17 protein-coding genes and 1 pseudogene are annotated in these 15,262 nt (G+C 70.5%); 7 read left to right on the forward strand and 11 right to left on the reverse strand.

Going from position 1 to position 15,262, the window contains the following annotated elements; translation table 11 throughout:
• The first annotated feature begins 1 nt into the window (after position 1).
• A complete protein-coding gene (locus tag BC358_RS03160) occupies positions 2-391 on the forward strand; it encodes a DUF2894 domain-containing protein (protein ID WP_079364614.1) in 390 nt (129 codons plus the stop codon).
• 26 nt (positions 392-417) lie between these two features.
• On the opposite strand, the gene BC358_RS03165 is transcribed toward BC358_RS03160, so the two are convergent.
• Positions 418-1,062, reverse strand: coding sequence for a glutathione S-transferase (locus BC358_RS03165; RefSeq protein ID WP_079364615.1), 645 nt, complete (start codon positions 1,060-1,062; stop codon positions 418-420).
• 57 nt (positions 1,063-1,119) lie between these two features.
• On the opposite strand from BC358_RS03165, the gene BC358_RS03170 reads away from it, so the two are divergent.
• The 4 genes from BC358_RS03170 (at position 1,120) to BC358_RS03185 (ending at position 4,161) form a co-directional block, all read left to right on the forward strand.
• Positions 1,120-1,599: a hypothetical protein gene (locus tag BC358_RS03170; RefSeq protein ID WP_079364616.1), complete on the forward strand. Its 480-nt coding sequence runs from the start codon at positions 1,120-1,122 to the stop codon at positions 1,597-1,599.
• A gap of 58 nt (positions 1,600-1,657) precedes the next feature.
• Positions 1,658-2,665, forward strand: a complete 1,008-nt coding sequence (locus BC358_RS03175; protein ID WP_179129996.1) for a PAS domain-containing protein — start codon at positions 1,658-1,660, stop codon at positions 2,663-2,665.
• Positions 2,658-3,617 carry a PAS domain S-box protein gene (locus tag BC358_RS03180; protein ID WP_179129997.1) on the forward strand — a complete coding sequence of 320 codons (960 nt, stop codon included), beginning with the start codon at positions 2,658-2,660 and terminating at the stop codon, positions 3,615-3,617. The genes BC358_RS03175 and BC358_RS03180 overlap by 8 nt, the downstream gene beginning before the upstream one ends.
• Positions 3,618-3,804: 187 nt before the next feature.
• Positions 3,805-4,161 (forward strand): RNA-binding protein, encoded by a 357-nt coding sequence (locus BC358_RS03185; RefSeq protein ID WP_066156195.1) that lies wholly within the window; start codon positions 3,805-3,807, stop codon positions 4,159-4,161.
• Positions 4,162-4,256: 95 nt separating this feature from the next.
• Here the strand turns inward: BC358_RS03185 and BC358_RS03190 are convergent, their stop codons facing one another.
• The 6 genes from BC358_RS03190 to BC358_RS03215 all read right to left on the reverse strand — a co-directional run bounded on the left by BC358_RS03190 (position 4,257) and on the right by BC358_RS03215 (position 9,813).
• On the reverse strand, positions 4,257-4,643 hold the full coding sequence (locus tag BC358_RS03190) for a DUF488 domain-containing protein (protein WP_079364619.1): 387 nt from the start codon (positions 4,641-4,643) through the stop codon (positions 4,257-4,259).
• Between the two features lie 22 nt (positions 4,644-4,665).
• On the reverse strand, positions 4,666-5,427 hold the full coding sequence (locus BC358_RS03195) for an ABC transporter permease (RefSeq protein WP_079364769.1): 762 nt from the start codon (positions 5,425-5,427) through the stop codon (positions 4,666-4,668).
• A gap of 100 nt (positions 5,428-5,527) precedes the next feature.
• Positions 5,528-6,490 (reverse strand): ABC transporter ATP-binding protein, encoded by a 963-nt coding sequence (locus tag BC358_RS03200; protein ID WP_079364620.1) that lies wholly within the window; start codon positions 6,488-6,490, stop codon positions 5,528-5,530.
• 33 nt (positions 6,491-6,523) lie between these two features.
• A complete protein-coding gene (locus BC358_RS03205) occupies positions 6,524-7,402 on the reverse strand; it encodes an alpha/beta fold hydrolase (protein ID WP_079364621.1) in 879 nt (292 codons plus the stop codon).
• A 2-nt stretch (positions 7,403-7,404) separates the two neighbouring features.
• Positions 7,405-8,280 carry a triacylglycerol lipase gene (locus BC358_RS03210; RefSeq protein WP_256861405.1) on the reverse strand — a complete coding sequence of 292 codons (876 nt, stop codon included), beginning with the start codon at positions 8,278-8,280 and terminating at the stop codon, positions 7,405-7,407.
• Positions 8,281-8,289: 9 nt separating this feature from the next.
• Positions 8,290-9,813 (reverse strand): wax ester/triacylglycerol synthase family O-acyltransferase, encoded by a 1,524-nt coding sequence (locus tag BC358_RS03215; RefSeq protein WP_179129998.1) that lies wholly within the window; start codon positions 9,811-9,813, stop codon positions 8,290-8,292.
• A 133-nt stretch (positions 9,814-9,946) separates the two neighbouring features.
• On the opposite strand from BC358_RS03215, the gene BC358_RS03220 reads away from it, so the two are divergent.
• Entirely contained in the window at positions 9,947-11,041 is a 1,095-nt protein-coding gene (locus BC358_RS03220) for a PA0069 family radical SAM protein (RefSeq protein ID WP_079364624.1), read from the forward strand.
• Here BC358_RS03220 and BC358_RS22240 read toward each other — a convergent pair.
• From BC358_RS22240 to BC358_RS03235, 4 genes and pseudogenes are all read right to left on the reverse strand, one after another.
• Positions 11,038-11,256, reverse strand: a complete 219-nt coding sequence (locus BC358_RS22240; protein ID WP_371836598.1) for an oxidoreductase-like domain-containing protein — start codon at positions 11,254-11,256, stop codon at positions 11,038-11,040. The genes BC358_RS03220 and BC358_RS22240 overlap by 4 nt on opposite strands.
• 21 nt (positions 11,257-11,277) lie before the next feature.
• Positions 11,278-11,508: pseudogene (locus BC358_RS22245) on the reverse strand (DUF1653 domain-containing protein); the annotation flags it as partial.
• Positions 11,509-11,532: 24 nt separating this feature from the next.
• A complete protein-coding gene (locus tag BC358_RS03230; RefSeq protein WP_256861406.1) occupies positions 11,533-12,189 on the reverse strand; it encodes a response regulator transcription factor in 657 nt (218 codons plus the stop codon).
• Positions 12,168-14,141 carry a nitrogen regulation protein NR(II) gene (locus BC358_RS03235; RefSeq protein ID WP_079364626.1) on the reverse strand — a complete coding sequence of 658 codons (1,974 nt, stop codon included), beginning with the start codon at positions 14,139-14,141 and terminating at the stop codon, positions 12,168-12,170. The genes BC358_RS03230 and BC358_RS03235 overlap by 22 nt, the downstream gene beginning before the upstream one ends.
• A gap of 21 nt (positions 14,142-14,162) precedes the next feature.
• Between BC358_RS03235 and BC358_RS03240 the strand changes: the two genes are divergently transcribed.
• A complete protein-coding gene (locus BC358_RS03240) occupies positions 14,163-15,185 on the forward strand; it encodes a DctP family TRAP transporter solute-binding subunit (RefSeq protein WP_079364627.1) in 1,023 nt (340 codons plus the stop codon).
• The last annotated feature ends 77 nt before the right edge of the window (positions 15,186-15,262 follow it).

The raw sequence follows: 15,262 nt of genomic DNA on the forward strand, positions 1-15,262 counted from the left end.
CATGAAGCCTGCCACCGCGCGCCCATCGCCCCTGGCCGAGCTCAATGCCCACATCGAGCGCGCGTCGGCCGCCGCGCGCGACGGGGTGGCCGGCGGCGGTGGCCCCTGGCCCGAACTGCGCAGCGCGCAGCGCTTTCGCGAAACCTGGGAGCGCATCGGCGCCGAGGTGCAGGTGCAGCGTGCGCTGGACCGCGCCCCGCCCAACGCCGGCCCGCTCAATCCCCAGCGCCTGATGCTGGAGACCCTGGCCCGCATGGGCGAGCTCTCGCCGCACTACCTGCGCCGCTTCCTGACCCACACCGAGACCCTGCTCTGGCTGGAGCAGGCGCATGGGGTACTCAGACAGCCTGCAGCGGGCAAGGCCGTGAAGGCAAGGCGGCAGAAGATGTGACGCAGGGTTGTGCTGTGCGTATGCGCTCATGCCGGAAAGGCCACCACCCGGTTCGCCTCCAGCTTGCACATGGCGCGGGTGAACAGTCCGTCAGACAACCACCCACCCAGCCAGCCCTGCAGCGCAGGCAGGGCCAGCGCCTCAAACCAGGCCGGTTCCACCGCCGCGAACTGCCGCACGAACGGAAAGATCGCGATGTCGGTGGCGCACGGAGTGGCTCCTCCCAGCTGCCCGGCACGTTGCAGTTGCCTGTCCAGCGGCTTGAGAAGCCCCTCCACCGCCTGCGCGTGGTGCAGTGCCTTGGCGTCGGCGCCCTCGCCGAAACGCTCGGGGTACTTGATGCGGTCCAGGTGCTGTTTGAAAGGGCCATCGCAGGCGGCCAGCAGCGCGAGGTTTTCGTCGCTCTGCGCGCGTGCCCACCAACCGTCGTCATCGCCGGTGGTGGCGAAGGCCCAGCGCATGATGTCCAGGCTCTGTTCCAGCACGCTGCCATCGTGCAGCCGCAGAACCGGCACCGTGCCTTTGGGCGAGAGGGTCATCAGCTCGGCCGGTTTGTCGCGCAGCACGATCTCGAACGCGTCGAATGCCACGCCGGCCTGCAGCAGGGCCATGCGCGCGCGCATCGCGTAGGGACAGCGGCGGTAGGTGTAGAGCAGCGGGAGCGTGTCCATGGCCCGGCATTACAGCGCAAACCGGGCGAACCCACGCGGCCATTACCATCGCCCCCCATGACCGAAGACACCCAGGACCCCATCCACGAAGACCGCGTGTGGAGCGACGAGCGCTGGACGGCGCGCGTGATCAAGAACGAAGACGACGATGGATGGGCCGTGGCCATGTTCCTCGAAGGGCAGGCCGAGCCCGCGCTGGTCGGCCCCTGGACCATGGGGCGCGACAAGAAGAACCCCAAGCCGCTGGACGTGAACGCGTTCAACACGCTGGTGAAGACGGCCAGCGAGTTCATACGACGATCCGAGCAGCAGCGCCACGCGGAGCTGAACAAGAGCGTGCATGTGACGGTGGACGGGCGGCGCCTGCGCGTGGCGCTGGCCATCGTGCCGGACGAGGAGGGCGCCACGGCCACGCTGCGCGCCACCAATGAATACGACGAGGAACTGGCCGTGGTGCCGGTGCCGCCGACCTTCCGGCTGAACGTGGCCAGCGCCGAGGCCTGGGTGGTGTCGGGCTTCGAGAAGCCGCGCCGATGAACACGGCTTGGGGCCGCTCTGCGTCAGAATGCGCGCCTCGTTCCAATTTCTGAGCCCATTGAGCCGTCCCGACCCCACCGCCGTCTGGCCCGAACCGCCGTCCATCGTGGCAGCGCGCTCGAAGATCGCCATGCGCCTGTCGTGGATGACCTCGTTGCTGGGTCTGGCGCTGTTCGCCGTGGACCGATTCATCGGCACGCCGGTGACGGCCGACAGCATGATGACCCTGGTGCTGGCGGTCATGGGGGCTCTGGCCTGGGTGCTGCTGAGGGTCCGCCGCTACAACAGCGTGGCCTGGCTGCTGGTGGTCTTCCTGTTCGGGATGGCGGCGTCGTCGACCTACTTATTCGGATCGGTGCGCACCATCAACATCGTGCTGATCCTGATGGGGCAGGTCGCGGCGGGCATCTTCCTGAGCCGGCGCGGGCTGCTCTGGACCACCGCAGCCGCGGTGGCGATGCTCGGTCTCCTGACCTGGGCCGATGCCGCCGGTCTGCTGGCGGGACAGCCGAGCTTTGCCGTGAGCTGGCGCAACTGGCTGTCGCAGAGCGCGAGCCTGGTGGGGGTGGCCGCGATGATGTCCCTCAACCGCACGCAGGTGCGCCTGGCGCAGGAGCTGCACCTTCGGGAAGCCACGCAGCGCCTTCAGACCCAGCTGGACCGCGACCTGGGGCAGAGCCGGTTCTCGCGCCTGTTCCGGGCCAGCCCCACGCCCATCTTCGTGCAGTCCATGCGCAACGGCGCCATCCTGGATGCAAACTTGGCCTTTGAAAGTGTGCTGGGCTACACCCGCAAAGAGGTGCTGAGCCGGCGCGACGGGTTCCTCTGGCTGCACGACGACGCCTATGCGGCGTTCTCGCAGGATCGCCGCGCCCACCAGCGCACCGGTTGGCACACCATCACCGGCATCGGGCGCAATGGTCAACAGATCCCTCTGCAGATCTGCAGCGAGCGGGACAACGATGCGGACGACGGCTTGCGCATCACGGTGTTGCGCGTGCCCGGTCACACGACCAGCGCGATGCCGACGGTGTACGCGCCGCTGGAAGGGGGCCAGGGTGCTTGACTCCCTGCCGCTCGAAGATCCGTCGGAGATCGAACGCAGCCAGTACCGGCACGACAACCGCAGCCTGCGCTGGGTGCAGTTGTGCGTGGCGCTGCTTCTGGCGGGCATGGCCCTGGCGGACCACCTGCTGGCGCCACCCGGCGAATCCCTGGCGCACATTTCCTGGTCGATGGCGGGGGTGGCGCTGCTCTCATACCTGCTGCTGAGATCGCATCGGCGCCGCTGGGAGAGCCCGCTGGTGGTGACGGGCATTCTGATGGTGGCCGCCTGGTCGGTGTACAGCTTCGGCTCGGTGCGGGCGGCGTCCGGGTTCGCGTTCCAGGGCGCGGTGGTCATGGCCGGTACCTACCTGAGCCTGCGCGCGCTGCTGGCCACCACGGTGGCCAGCGTGGCCATCCTGGGCGGACTGACCTGGGCCGAGACGGGCGGGCACCTGCCGCCCGCGAACATGGGGGCCGACCTGCGCTACTGGCTCACAGGCAGCGCCATCCTGCTGCTGATCGGCTTTCAGTTGCACCAGACACGCCGGTCGACCGACGAGGTCTACCGGCGGCGGCTGAGCCAGATGGAGGACCGCCTGCGGCTGGAACACGAGCGCGACCGCTCCCTGCGCCGCTTCCGGCGCATCTTCCAGCTCAATCCCACGGCCCTGGTGGTGCAGGCGGCCAACACGCAGGCCGTGGTGGAAGTCAACCCGGCGTTCGAGCGCTGCTTCGGATACGCTGGTGCCGAGGTGGAGGGGCGGCGCGCGGAGGCCTTCTGGGCCGATGCGCAGCAGTGGCAGGAGCACCGCCGGGTGCTGTTCGAGAAGGGTCACACCGGGTGGCAGCAGGCCTGGTGGCACCACGCCGATGGCCATGCGGTCGATGTGCTGGTGTGCAGCGAGCTGAATGAAGACCCGGCCGGTCTGCTGATCCTGACCACGGTGGTGAATCGGCTGGAAACGCGATGAATTGACGCCTGGGCGCCACGGCAGTGGTGCGTCTGGCCGTGCCGGGCGCATAATGCGAACTGCTCAGGCGTTTGGCCTGGGCATTCCAAGTGATCGGTCAGTTTCGCGTGCCACGGTGCACTTTCGGGTTTGTTGTGCTTTCGGGACCCCATCGCTTTTTGTGTATCTGCTTTCTTAGGAGTCCTCCATGGGCAACAAACTTTACGTGGGCAACCTGCCCTACAGCGTGCGCGACGACGACCTGCAACAGGCCTTCAGCGAATTCGGCTCTGTCAGCAGCGCCAAGGTCATGATGGAGCGCGACACCGGCCGCTCCAAGGGCTTCGGCTTTGTCGAAATGGGCAGCGATGCCGAGGCGCAAGCCGCCATCAACGGCATGAACGGCCAGTCCCTGGGTGGCCGCAGCGTCACCGTGAACGAAGCCCGTCCGATGGAAGCGCGTCCCCCGCGCACCGGCGGTTTCGGTGGTGACCGCTCGGGTGGCGGCGGCTACGGCGGTGGCAACCGCTCGGGTGGCGGCGGCTACGGCCGCGGCGGCTACTGAGCCCTGCAGATTGGTTGATCCGGCCCCGCGCCGGGTCCTGCAAAAAAGCCCCAAGGCCGAAGCCCCGGGGCTTTTTTCTTTGGGGTGCCCAAGGTTCAGGCCAGATCGGCTCCCCGCGCTGCCAGCAGCTCGCGCAGCACCGAGCGGTGGCAGTGCGACTCGTGCTCGCAGTAGCAGCCGACCGACAGGTTCGATGTGTGCGAGAGGCTGGCCAGCAGGTTCAGGCTGTGTTCGGCCTCGGCGGCTGCCATTTCCTTGCGGTACTGGCGCACGAAGACGGCCCACTGCGCCGGGGTTTCGGCGGCCTGGCCCAGCTTCATGGTCTCGGCGCTGGGGGCGAGCACCGGGAACCACACGTCGTACCAGTTGCCGCTGGCGAAGTCCGCCTTGGGCACGCCGCGCGGCGGGCGGCGCACCGTGCCGATGCGGATGCCTTCCTCGGGGTGCCGTTCGCTGCCGAGCCGGACGATGCGCAGGGTCATGGGCGTGCTCCTGTGGCGTGGCTCAGCGCCGGATGCGCCGGCCGGTCTTGAACACCCACCAGACCACGCCCAGGCAGCCGGCCATGAAGACCAGCGTCATGCCGGTGCTGACGGCGATGTGCACGTCGGCCTGGCCATAGAAGGCCCAGCGCAGGCCGCTGATGAGGTATACCACCGGGTTGAACAGCGAGACGGTCTGCCAGGGCTCGGGCAGCATGTTGATGCTGTAGAACGCGCCACCGAGGAACGTGAGCGGCGTGATCACCAGCAGCGGGATCACCTGCAGCTTCTGGAAGCTGTCGGCCCACAGGCCGATGATGAAACCGAACAGGCAGAACGACACCACCGTCAGCAGCAGGAAGCCGACCATCCACACCGGGTGGGCGATGTGGTAGGGCACGAAGAAGCGCGCGGTCAGCAGGATCAGCGTGCCCAGCAGCAGGCTCTTGCTGGCGGCGGCGCCCACATAGCCCAGCAGCACCTCGACCCAGTTCACCGGCGCACTCAGCAGCTCGTAGATGGTGCCCGACCACTTGGGCATGTAGATGCCGAAGGACGCGTTGGAGATGCTTTCGCTCAGCAGCGAGAGCATGAGCAGGCCGGGAATGATGTAGGCGCCGTAGTCCACGCCGCCGATGTCGCCCATGCGCGAGCCGATGGCCGTGCCGAAGACGATGAAGTACAGCGAGGTGGTGAGCACCGGCGCGATGATGCTCTGCGCCCAGGTGCGGAAGGCGCGGTTCATCTCGAACATGTAGATGGCGCGCACGGCATGGATGTTCAAGGTCATGGAGCCCCCACGCTGGTCACTTCGTGTACGGCGCTGCCCCCCGAGGGGGCGCGAGCTTGCTTGGGGCGGCCCTGCGCTGCGCTCTGGTTCATGTTCAGGCCTCCGCTTTCTGTTCGTGGACCAGGCTGACGAAGATGTCTTCGAGCGAGCTTTCGCTGGTGCGCAGGTCCTTGTAGGCGATGCCCTGCGTGGCCAGCGCAGCCAGCAGCTCGGCGATGCCGGTGTCGTCCTTCTGGGTGTCGAAGCCGTAGGTCAGCGTCAGGCCGTCGGCCGACAGCTGCAGCGGCCAGCGCGCTAGCGCCCCGGGCACCTGCACCAGCGGGTGCTGCAGCGACAGCGCCAGTTCCTTGCGCCCGAGCTGGCGCATCAGCACGTTCTTGTCCTCCACCACGATGAGCTCGCCCTTGCGGATCACACCGATGCGGTCGGCCATGTCCTCGGCCTCCTCGATGTAGTGGGTGGTCAGGATGATGGTGGTGCCGGCCTCGCGCAGCTGGCGCACCAGGCGCCACATGTCGTGCCGCAGTTCCACGTCCACGCCCGCGCTGGGTTCGTCCAGGAACAGGATCTTGGGCTCGTGCGACAGCGCCTTGGCGATCAGCACGCGCCGCTTCATGCCGCCCGAGAGCGTCATGATCTTGTTGTCCTTCTTGTCCCAGAGCGAGAGGTCTCTGAGGATCTGCTCGATCAGCGCCGGGTTGGGCGCCTTGCCGAACAGGCCGCGGCTGAAGCTGACCGTGGCCCAGACGGTTTCGAAGGCGTCGGTGTGCAGCTCCTGCGGCACCAGGCCGATGGTGGCGCGCGCCTGGCGGTAGTCGCGCACGGTGTCGAAGCCGTCGGCCGTGATGGTCCCTTCGGTGGCATTGCTCATGCCGCAGATGGTGCTGATGAGGGTGGTCTTGCCGGCGCCGTTGGGGCCGAGCAGGGCGAAGATCTCGCCGCGGCGGATGTCGAGCGTGACGTTCTTCAGCGCCTGGAAGCCGCCGTCGTAGGTCTTGCTCACGCCACGCACGCTGACGATGGCGTCGGTGGGCAGGGAAACGGGGTTGAGGGTCATCCCGCCATTGTGGCCGGGGTGGCGTTTGCCTGCTCAGCGGCGGGCGTTGTCCACAATGCCCTGGGCGAATCGCGGCAGCAGTTCCTCGGGCAGGTCGTGGCCCATGCCGGGGATGAAATCGGCCCGGGCGTCGGCGATGCGCTGCGCCAGGTCCTTGCCGCAGGCCACGGGCACCAGCGGATCGTCCACGCCATGGATCACCAGGGTGGGCGCCTGGATGTGGGGCAGCAGGGTCGAGCGGTCGCCGTCGGCCACCACCGCCAGCAGCTGCCGGGCCGAGCCCGACGGGTGCCAGGCGCGCTGCACCGATTCCAGCGCCCGCGCCCGCAGGGCCTGGGGATCGCTCGGATAGGCGGGGCTGCCGATGAGGTGCAGCACCTGGATGATCCAGTCCACGGCGGCGTCGGCGCCCGGCTTCATGGGCCGCGACATCAGCGCGCGCCGCACCCGCCACGAGGGCTGGGGCAGGCGGCGCGAGCCGCTGGTGGTCATCATCAGCGTGAGGCTGGCGACGCGCTCGGGTGCCATGGCCGCCAGGTGCTGGGCGATCATGCCGCCCATCGACGCGCCGCAGACGTGGGCCTGTTCGATGTCGAGGGCGTCGAGCACGCCCAGCGCGTCGCGCGCCATGTCGGCCAGCGAGTAGGGGCTGTGCACCGGCAGATGCATCGCGTGGCGCAGCCCGGCCAGCGCCATGTTGGGCACCCCGGCGGCGTCGAAGCCCTGGCTCAGGCCGATGTCGCGGTTGTCGAAGCGGACCACGCGAAAGCCTTGCCGCACCAGCATCTGCACCATGGTCTGCGGCCACGCGATCAGCTGCATGCCCAGGCCCATGATGAGCAGCACCACCGGGCCATCGGCGGGGCCCTGGTCGTCGACCTCGATCCGGACGCCGTTGGCTTCGACCTTCATGCTCAGTACCAACGGGTCAGCGCTTCAGGCTGGTGCGCCACCTTGAAGAACCAGCGCCGCGCGCCCTGCACGTCGAAGCGCCGCCAGTGGTCAGGGTCCTGGCGCAGGCGGTCGGCGATGGCGTACATCGCCATCGGGTTCATGCCCATGCCGATGTGGCTGGCGTGCACCTCGATGTTTTCGGTGTGGGCGTGGCGCATGGGGTTGATGCTGCACTGCCAGGCCACCACGCCGTCGGTCTTGCTGTAGATGGAGGTGGTGGGCACCGGCGGTGGCCTGCGCACCTGGGCCAGCAGTTCCTCGTCGTGCGGGTGCTGGCCGCTGACCAGCTGGTAGAAGCGCCAGGCGTTGGTGGCCTTCGGGTGGCCGGCGAAGGGCGTGCCCAGCGTGATCACGCAGCGCACAAGATCGGGCAGCTCCTTGGCCATCTCGCGCGCGTAGATGCCGCCCAGGCTCCAGCCGATCAGGCTGATCTTGCCCCGGTGTTTCTTGTGCAGCGCCTCGATGCGCGCACGGCAGCGTTCGAGCACGCCGTCGCGTGGGCCGAGGTTGAAGCCCTGCTCCCAGCCGTAGGCGGTGTAGCGGTGCTGCCTGAGGAAACGGCGCAGCGCCAGCGTGCTCATGTCGTTGGCGCCCAGGCCGGGGAACACCAGCACGGCGTGGCCGTCGCCCGAGGGCATGCGGGAGAGCCAGGGGGAGACGGCGGCCAGCGCCATCGCCTCCCAGGGGGCGCGGGCCTCCAGCATCATCAGCCAGAGGCCGGGCGGCACGGTGTGCAGCTCGGCGTCCGGGTCTGTCGGGTCGGGAGGCGCGGGCTGGCGGCGGTGGCGGGTGGAACTCATGCGTGCGCAGACGCCGGGCGGCGTCGAAATGGGCATCGGGCCATGTTAGCCAGCGCGCGGCTTTTTCTTTGGTGCGGCGGCCCTAGAGGCGGGTCGCTTGCGGGACACGGGGCCGGGCTTCACCGCGGCGGGCGCTGCGGGCACCGGCAGCGTCCGCAGCTCGTCCAGCGCCGCGTCCACCGCCTGCGCCAGCGCCCGCACATCCGGCAGCGCTGCGGCGTCGGCCATCAGCCCGAAGTCCATCGCGGCATCGAAGCTCTGCACCGTGATGTTGAGCGCCAGACCGTGCACCACGATGCTGGTCGGGTGGTTCGAGCGCACGCGGGCGCCCGCCAGGTACAGCGGCACCTGCGGCCCGGGCACGTTGGAGATGACCACGTTCGCCACCTGCGGCAGGCGCTCGGCGGCTTTGGCCTTGCCGTAGAGCGAGGCCGCGGCCTCGATCAGCCAGGGCACGCCGATGGACGGGAAGTCGGTGGGCAGGATGCTCTTCATGCGGCCCATGGTCGACTTCATCGCCCCGGTGGCGGCGCGGATGTGCGCCAGCCGTTTGGCCGGGTCGGCCAGGTGCGTGCCCAGGCTGACCAGGCTCATCGAGGCCTGGTTGTCGGCGCGGGTGTCGCCGGCCTCGCGCAGCGAGATCGGCACCGCGGCCACCAGGCTCTTGCGCGGCAGCGCGCCGCGCTGCTGCAGGTAGGTCCGCAGCGCGGACGAGCAGAGCATGAGCACCCCGTCGTTGAGCGTGGCCCCGTGCGCGCGCGCCAGGGCCTTGAGTTCGGCCAGCGGCACGCTGGCGGCGGCGAAGGCGCGCGCGGGTGTCACGGTGGCGTTCATCGGCGTGGCGGGCGCCAGCGTGACATTGCCCGAACCCTGGCCCAGCAGGTTCTTGGCGCTGAGCACGCTCCTGGCCGTGCCGGCGACGGTGCCCAGCGTGGCCGGCAGATCGCGCACGATGCGCGCCACCTGCACCGCCTCATGGCTCAGCGCGCCGCGCAGCATCTCGACCATGTCGAGCCGGAAGGTCCTGGTGCGGCGGGAGAGGCGGATCTCGATGTCGCGCGGCTCGGGCGTCAGGTCGAACAGCACATTGGCCAGCGCCACCGCGGCCTGGCCGTCGACCGCGGCGTGGTGCAGCTGCGTGTAGATGCCGACCTGCTTGCGGCCATTCGCGCTGCGCGGCAGGCCTTCGATCACGTGCATCTTCCACAGCGGCCGGTGGCGGTCGAGCAGCACCGGGTGCAATAGCGAGACTTGCGCCTCCATCAGCGCGCGTGCGTCGGCGCGGCGGGCGCTGCCGCTGGGCAGCCGGATCTCGACGATGTGCTCGCTGAGGTCGGGTTCCGCATCCACCCAGGCCGGGTTGGCCAGGTTCAGCGGCATCCACCACAGGCGGCGGCGCAGCACCGGCGCGGCGGGCAAGCGGGCCGCGATGTGGCGCCGCAGGTCGTTCACATACCGCCCGCGGTGGCCGGCCGGCAGTTCCAGCAGGTGCATGGCGCCGACGTGCATCGGCATCTCCGCTGTCTCCAGGTAGAGGAAGGTGGCGTCCAGTCCGGAGAGTTGTCGCATGCCCATGGTGTGTCCCGGTGTGTGTGTGGGTTGCCGGCCATTGTGGGCCGCCGCCGCAGCGCGGGAAACCGTCGCCTGCCTCTTGCGAAATGACTGTATTTATGTACAGTATCCATCCCGACCCTGCACCGCCATGACCGACGTCCACATTCTTCCGAGCGCCCTCAAGGGCCGCGGCGTGGCCCACCGCCAGCCGCACCGCTTCGAGCGCGACCAGCGCGCCGCCTTCGACGACGGCTGGAACACGCTGGACGCGCGGCGGGCCGAAGGCGAAGAGGCCGCCGCGCCCGCCACCCAGGTGACGTTCGAAGAGGCGCGCAGCGCGATCACCACCAACGACTCGCCCGACATCGGCTTCCGGCTCGGCCTCAACCCCTACCGCGGCTGCGAACACGGCTGCGTCTACTGCTACGCCCGGCCCACGCACAGCTACCTCAACCTCTCGCCGGGGCTCGATTTCGAAACGAAGATCGTCGCCAAGCGCAACATCGCCGAGCTGCTGCGGCGCGAGCTGCTGGCCCCGCGCTACCAGCCCGACCTGCTGGTGGTGGGCACGGTGACCGACGCCTACCAGCCGGTGGAGCGCGAGCTGCGGTTCACGCGCGCGGTGCTGGAGGTGCTGAGCGCGGCGCAGCACCCGGTGGGCATGGTGACCAAGGGCAGCGGGGTCGAGCGCGATCTGGACCTGCTGGCGCCCATGGGGCAGGCCGGTCTGGCGGCCGTGTACGTGACGGTCACCACGCTGGACGCGAAGCTGGCCCGCGTGCTGGAGCCGCGCGCCGCCGCGCCGCACCGGCGGCTGCGCACCATCCGCACCCTGGCCGAGGCGGGTGTGCCCACCGGCGTGAGCGTCTCGCCGCAGATCCCGTTCCTCAACGACGACATGGAGCGCGTGCTCGAAGCGGCCTGGGAGGCCGGCGCGAGGCGCGCGTTCTACCAGGTGCTGCGCCTGCCCTGGGAGCTCTCGCCCATGTTCCGCCAGTGGCTGGACCTGCACTACCCCGACCGGGCCGAGCGTGTGATGGCGCGGGTGCAGGACCTGCGCGGCGGCAAGGACTACGACGCCGACTTCGCCACGCGCATGAAGGGCCAGGGCATCTGGGCCGACCTGATTCGCCAGCGCTTCGTGAAGACCTGCGACCGCCTCGGTTTCAACCGCGAGCGCGAGCCGCTGGAACTGAGCCTATTCCGGCCGGCGGCGCTGCGCGGGCAGGGGGATCTGTTCTAGGCCTTGAGCAGATCGAGTGAATCCACCCGCCAGTGGTGCATCGCCTCGTAGAAGCCTTCCCACACACAGCCGTTGCAGCCACGGCCGCAGCAGCTGTCGGGCTCGGGGGGCGGCGGGCGCAGGGCGGTGTCCAGGTCGGTGCCGCGCTCCCGCTGCGCGCGACCGCGCAGGTGGGCGATCAGGGCGCGGGCGGTGGCCAGGTCGCCCAGCGGCACCCGCGCCGGGTCGTGCGGGGTGAAGCGCGGCTGTTCCTTGCCCTCGAACACGCCGCGCTCGGCGAACATGGCTGCCGGCCGCACCCACAGGCCGAAGCCGCCGTAGAGCGCGCGGTACAGCGTCATGCCCTGCAGGGTTTCGCTGCAGCGTACGGTGTCGATCACGTCGTACCAGCCGCCCTTGTAGTGGCGGTACAGGCCGGGCGGGGTGGCGTTCAGCGGGGGCAGGTCGTGGTCGGTCGGCGCGGTCATGCAGGAACAGAAAACGGAAGACGCTCAGTCGTCGGCGATCAGCCGGCCCATGCGGTGGGCCAGTTCCACCGCCGACGCCACGCCGAGTTTGTCGAAGATGTTGGCGCGGTGGAACTCCACTGTGCGCTGGGCGATGCCCAGGTGGTCGGCGATGTTCTTGTTGTAGTGGCCGGCCAGCAGCTCGTCGAGCACCTCGCGCTCGCGCGCGCTCAGCGCGGCCAGGGCCTGCTGGAAGCGCAGCTTCTCCCGCGCCTCGGTGTGCAGGCGCACGGCGGCCTCGCGCGCGGCCTCCACCTTGTCCACCAGCTGGTTGTTCTGGAACGGCTTTTCCAGGAAGTCCCAGGCGCCGTTCTTGACCGCGGCCACCGCCATGCCCACGTCGCCGTGGCCGGTGAGGAAGAGCACCGGCCAGGGCCAGCGGGCCGCCTTGAGCTGCTCGAAGGTGGCGAGGCCCGAGAGCGGTTCCATGCGGATGTCCAGCAGCACCACGCTGCAGGCCCGGGCCAGTTCACCCAGCTCGCCGCGCTGCAGCGCCTGCACGAAGGCGTCGCCCCCGGTCCACACGCGGGTGGGCAGGCCGCGCGAATCGAGCAGCCAGGCCAGGCCGTCGCGGAAGTCCGCGTCGTCGTCCACGATGTGGACCGGCGGGTTCGGGGGGGTCAGGGGTTCAGGGGCAGCCACAGCGTGAATTGTGCGCCGAGCAGGTCGGGGCAGTCGCTCAGGTCGATGTGGCCGTGGTGCGCTTCGGCGATGGAGCGGCAGATGGCCAGGCCCATGCCCATGCCGCCGGGTTTGTGGCTGGCGAAGGCGTCGAACACCGTGGCGCGCTGCTCGGGCGGCACGCCGGGGCCGCTGTCGCACACGCGCAGGCCGATCTGGCCGTCGCCGGTCACCAGGCCTACGCGCACGGTGGGCGGGGTACGGCCGCTGCGCGCGGCCCACTCGCCGGCGTTGAGCACCAGGTTGTGCAGGGCGTTTTCCAGCAGCAGCGCGTCGGCCGGCACGGTGGGGCCGTCGCTCCCAGGCAGGGCCAGTTCCAGCCGCACGCCCTCGGGCAGCGGCACGGCCTGCGCCACGCGCGCAGCCCACGGGGCCAGCGCCAGCGGCAGGCGCACGGTTTCCTGGCGCCGGGCGAGGGCGTTCACGCGCTGGATCACGCGGCCGGCCTTGTCGGCCATGCGCTCCATGCGCTCGACCACCGGCACGATCTCTTCGAGTGTGATGCGCTGCTCGCGCACCCGGTTGAGCAGGCCGGTGGCGAAGCTGCTGAGCGCGCCCAGCGGCTGGTTGAGCTCGTGCGCCAGGGTGGACGCCACCTCGCCCATGGCCACCAGACGGCCCGAGGCTTCGAGCTGTTCCTGCTGGCGCGCGGCCAGGCGCTCGATGCGGCGGCGCTCGGTCACGTCCAGCACCGAGCCGACCCAGCCCACCACCTCGCCGCTGGCCAGGCGCAGCGGCGCGCTGTGCGCCAGCACGTCCAGCCGCTGGCCGTCGCGGTGCTGCAGCTGCAGGGCCAGGGCCTCGGGGGCTTGCGCGGCGCGCTGCACCTGCTCGAACTCGTCGCCCTGGTCGGCGGGCCAGTAGGGGAGTGGTCCTGTGTGTGCCATCAGCTCGGCCGGTGTCCAGCCCACCAGGCGGGCGAAGGCCGGGTTCACGTGCAGCAGGCGGCCCTGGGTGTCCCAGGCGCGCAGGCCCAGCGTCACCGAGCGTTCCATGGCGGTGCGCAGCGCCAGCTGGGTCTGCAGCCGCGCCTCGGCGCGCTGGCGGCGCGCGCTGTCGCGCCACAGGGCCAGCAGCGCCAGCAGCATGCCCAGCAGGCACAGCAGCGCCGCGGCGAAGAAGGCGCGCGGCGCCAGCGGGGGTGTGCTGTCGGTCAGTGCGACCCGCAGGCGCAGCTGGGCGCCCGGCAGCTGGATGGGGGCGGTGAAGTGCAGGCCGTCGTCGGGTGCGGCCGTGCTGTTCTCGTCGGCCAGCGCGACGTTGTGGTCCTGCAGGAACCAGGCGGGCAGCACGTCGGCCAGCAGGCGCTGGACCGGAACCGCGGCCACGGCGTCGCCGGTGAAACGGCCTTGTTCAAAGTGCGGCACGGCCAGCCAGAGCCAGGCGTCGCCACCGTCGGCCGTGGCGAACGGGCCGGCGTAGGCCGGGCGCTGCAGGCCGCGCGTGGTGTCCAGCATGGTGGCCAGGGCGGCGGCGTGTCCGGGGTCCTGCGCCGCGGCCTGCAGTTCGGCCGGCCAGCCACTGCGCTCGCCCGGCGCCGCGGCCGGCACCCAGCCGTGAAAGGCGATGCGGCCGGGGTTCTGCCACCAGGGGCCGTGGCGCGCGGCCACCGCGTGGTCGTCGCCGCCGTTCTGGTGGGCCTGTGCCAGCGCGGCCAGGTCGGTTTCGAGGCGGCGGAAGTGGAAGCGCAGGGTCTGGTCCAGCCACTCGGCGTCGGCGGTGCGTCGGCGGTCGGCCTCGCGCGTTTCCTCGCTGCGCAGGAACAGCCACAGCGCCAGCGCCGACGCGGCCACCAGCAGCAGCAGCGCCACCAGCCAGCCCATCGCGCGGCGCGTCAAGGCCGCGGTCTGGCGCGTGTCCAGATCGAGCGCGTCGAGGTCGGGGGCGGGCCGCGTGGGCGTGTCGGAAGCCATGGGCCCGCTAGCATAGCCAGCATGTCTGTCGAACGCCCGTCGTCCCTGTTGTGCGCTCGCCGCCGCCTGCTGGTGGCGGCCTGTGCGGCGGTGGGGGCGCCGGCGCTGGCGGGTGCGCCGCCGGTGCTGCTGCGCTTCTCGCACGTGGTGGCGCCCGACACGCCCAAGGGCCAGATGGCGCTGCGCTTCCAGGCGCTGGTGCACCAGCGCGGGGGTGGGCGCATCCGCGTCGAGCTGTACCCGGATTCGTCGCTCTGGGGCGACGACGACGAGATGGAGGCGCTGCGCCTGGGCGCGGTGGAGATGCTGGCGCCTTCGCTGTCCAAGTTCGGCATGGCCGGGGTGCCCGAGTTCGAGGTGTTCGACCTGCCCTACCTGTTCGCCGACCTGGCCCAGGTGCGGCGCGTGACGCAGGGGGCGGTGGGGCGCGGGCTGCTGGAGCGGCTGGCGCGCCAGCAGATGCGGGGGCTGGGCTTTCTGGACAACGGCTTCAAGCAGATGAGCGCCCGGCACGCGCTGCGCACGCCGGACGATTACCGCGGTCTGCGCGTGCGGGTGCAGGCCTCGCAGGTGCTGGGCGAGCAGATGCGCGCCCTGGGGGCGCAGCCGGTGGCGCTGCCGTTTGGCGAAACCCAGCGGGCGCTGGCCAGCGGCGTGGTGGACGCGGCGGAGAACCCGCTGTCGAACTTCCTCACGCAGGGCCTGGCCGCGCTGCAGCCGCACCTGACGCTGACGCAGCACGGCTACCTGGGCTATGCCGTGGTGACGCACCCGCGCTTCTGGGAGAGCCTGTCGCGGGTCGACCGGGCGCTGGTGGACGACGCGCTGGCCGAGGCGCTGGCGCACGGCAACCGGCTGGCCGAGGCGCTGGACCGCCAGGCCCTGGCGACCCTGCGCCAGACCCCCGGCCTGCGGTTGCACGCGCTGGGCGCGGCCGAGCGCGAGGCACTGCGCCGCCACCTGCGGCCGGTGGTGGACGGCTTCGGGCGCAGCGTGGGGGCGGGGCTGCTGCGCGACGTCCAGCGGGCCATCGGCAGCGGCTGAACCGCCCGGTACGTAGTTCTACGACTGTTGAACGCCACAGTTGGCGCGCGGCGGGGGGCTGCGTATCGTCCCGCATC

Source organism: Hydrogenophaga sp. H7, from assembly GCF_002025745.1.
Taxonomy (GTDB): domain Bacteria; phylum Pseudomonadota; class Gammaproteobacteria; order Burkholderiales; family Burkholderiaceae_C; genus Hydrogenophaga; species Hydrogenophaga pseudoflava.

What these genes read in the sequence shown, in the direction of transcription:
- BC358_RS03160 (WP_079364614.1), top strand. Translation starts at nt 2, where the DNA reads ATGAAGCCTGCCACCGCGCGCCCATCGCCCCTGGCCGAGCTCAATGCC.
- BC358_RS03165 (WP_079364615.1), bottom strand. Translation starts at nt 1,062, where the DNA reads ATGGACACGCTCCCGCTGCTCTACACCTACCGCCGCTGTCCCTACGCG.
- BC358_RS03170 (WP_079364616.1), top strand. Translation starts at nt 1,120, where the DNA reads ATGACCGAAGACACCCAGGACCCCATCCACGAAGACCGCGTGTGGAGC.
- BC358_RS03185 (WP_066156195.1), top strand. Translation starts at nt 3,805, where the DNA reads ATGGGCAACAAACTTTACGTGGGCAACCTGCCCTACAGCGTGCGCGAC.
- BC358_RS03190 (WP_079364619.1), bottom strand. Translation starts at nt 4,643, where the DNA reads ATGACCCTGCGCATCGTCCGGCTCGGCAGCGAACGGCACCCCGAGGAA.
- BC358_RS03200 (WP_079364620.1), bottom strand. Translation starts at nt 6,490, where the DNA reads ATGACCCTCAACCCCGTTTCCCTGCCCACCGACGCCATCGTCAGCGTG.
- BC358_RS03205 (WP_079364621.1), bottom strand. Translation starts at nt 7,402, where the DNA reads ATGAAGGTCGAAGCCAACGGCGTCCGGATCGAGGTCGACGACCAGGGC.
- BC358_RS03210 (WP_256861405.1), bottom strand. Translation starts at nt 8,280, where the DNA reads ATGCCCATTTCGACGCCGCCCGGCGTCTGCGCACGCATGAGTTCCACC.
- BC358_RS03215 (WP_179129998.1), bottom strand. Translation starts at nt 9,813, where the DNA reads ATGCGACAACTCTCCGGACTGGACGCCACCTTCCTCTACCTGGAGACA.
- BC358_RS03220 (WP_079364624.1), top strand. Translation starts at nt 9,947, where the DNA reads ATGACCGACGTCCACATTCTTCCGAGCGCCCTCAAGGGCCGCGGCGTG.
- BC358_RS03235 (WP_079364626.1), bottom strand. Translation starts at nt 14,141, where the DNA reads ATGGCTTCCGACACGCCCACGCGGCCCGCCCCCGACCTCGACGCGCTC.
- BC358_RS03240 (WP_079364627.1), top strand. Translation starts at nt 14,163, where the DNA reads ATGTCTGTCGAACGCCCGTCGTCCCTGTTGTGCGCTCGCCGCCGCCTG.